At 74.9% G+C, this 1,626-nt stretch carries 1 protein-coding gene and 1 pseudogene; both read left to right on the top strand.

Annotated features, from left to right (window positions below; translation table 11 throughout):
• Nucleotides 1–282: pseudogene (locus tag FNX44_RS28370) on the top strand (hypothetical protein); the annotation flags it as partial.
• 113 nt (nt 283–395) lie between these two features.
• Nucleotides 396–1,601, top strand: coding sequence for an FAD-dependent monooxygenase (locus FNX44_RS26730; RefSeq protein WP_143651544.1), 1,206 nt, complete (start codon nt 396–398; stop codon nt 1,599–1,601).
• Nucleotides 1,602–1,626: the final 25 nt, after the last annotated feature.

The raw sequence follows: 1,626 nt of genomic DNA, 5'->3' as shown, positions 1-1,626 counted from the left end.
CCCTCACCCCTCCCGCGCCCGTCGCGGCGCCGGGTCGGCCTGTGGTGGTTCGTCGCCTTCTTCGCCTCGCTGGTCGTCTGTCCGACGACGGTCCACGGCGACGCGCTGCACGTGGAGGTCTACGGCAGCAGCAACGTCACCGTCCGGTTCGCGCGGCCCGTGCGGGTTCTCCTCCCGAGGGAGGGCGAGCGGGTGGTGAGTGCCGTGCACCTGTGGGCGGACGAGCCCCGCGAGTTGGTGCGGCTGCTGTCGCCGGACGGGTCTCGGCCGGTTCTCGACTGAATCTTCGGCGGTTTCTCGAACCGCGTCGGTGAGGCTTGCCGCGGCGGCCCCGGACCACGCCCGGGGTCGCCGCCCCACCACCCGCCGCACACCGCCGTCGAGAGGGCCGCCGCATGCCTGCCGTTCCGAGTGGACGCCACTTCCGTGTCGCGGTGGTCGGGGGAGGGATCTCCGGGCTTGTCATCACCACCGTGCTGCGCCGCGCGGGCGTCGAGTGCCGGCTGTTCGAGCGGACGCACGCCTTCGGCGCGGTCGGCGCGGGCATCCAGCTCTCCCCCAACGGCGTCCGCGTCCTGCACCGGCTGGGCCTCGCCGACGCGTTGGACACCGACGCGGTCCGCGCCCGGTCGATCGAGACCAGGCGGTGGGACGACGGGCGGACGCTGGCCCGCGTGCCGCACGGCACGCACTGCGAGGAGCGGTTCGGCGCGCCGTACCTGCTGATCCACCGCGCCGACCTCCAGCGGCACCTCGTCGCCGCGCTCCCGCCGGGCAGCGTCGAGCTCGGCCGTGCCTGCGTCGGCGTCGCCGAGCGGGACGACGGCGTCGAAGTCCGCTTCGAGGACGGCGAGTCGGTGACGGCCGACCTGGTGATCGGCGCGGACGGGGTGCACTCGGCCGTGCGACCGGCCGTCGTGGCCGACCGGCGGCTCTTCTCCGGCTACTCCGTGCACCGCGCGGTCATTCCCGCCGACGTCGTGCCTTCTTTCCGCGACGATCCGCGTGTCGTGTTCTGGCTCGGGCCCGACCGGCACGTCACCTACTACCCGATCGAGGGCGGTCGGCGGGTGCACTTCAGCGCGGTCGGCGTCAGCACCGACGAGACGTCCCGCACGACCTCCTCGCCGGCCGAGGCCGCCCGCCTGGCGGCCGACTTCACCGGCTGGCATCCGGAGGTGCTGGACGTGCTCAACGCGGCGCCGCACGTGACCCGTTGGGGTGTGTTCGACCGCGATCTGGCCGAGCGGTACGCGACCGACCGCGTCGTCCTCGTCGGTGACGCCGCCCACCCGATGCTGCCGTACCTCTCGCAGGGCGCCAACCAGGCGCTGGAGGACGCGGCCGAGCTGACCGCCCGGCTGCTGGAGCTCGCCGACCCCGGCAAACCGGCCGAGGCACTGCGCCGCTACGAGGAGGCGCGGCTGCCGCGCACCGCCCGGGTGCACGCCGGTTCCCGCGCCCTGGCCGAGACCTTCCACCTTGCCGACGGCAAGCGGCAGGCCGCGCGCGACCGGGAGCTGGCCGCCGCGGCGGACCTCACGCACCTGGACTGGCTCTACGGCCACGGGCGGCCGCAGCCCGCCCCGACGACCACGTAGCAGCCGGCACGGCCCAGCCCCCGCT

Source organism: Streptomyces alkaliterrae, from assembly GCF_007097205.2.
GTDB classification, from domain to species: domain Bacteria; phylum Actinomycetota; class Actinomycetes; order Streptomycetales; family Streptomycetaceae; genus Streptomyces; species Streptomyces alkaliterrae.
The sequence above is the reverse complement of the archived record's forward strand: the minus strand, read 5'-3'. Positions and strand labels throughout refer to the sequence as shown.

Coding starts and splice junctions, on each gene's coding strand:
- FNX44_RS26730 (WP_143651544.1), top strand. CDS start 396: ATGCCTGCCGTTCCGAGTGGACGCCACTTCCGTGTCGCGGTGGTCGGG.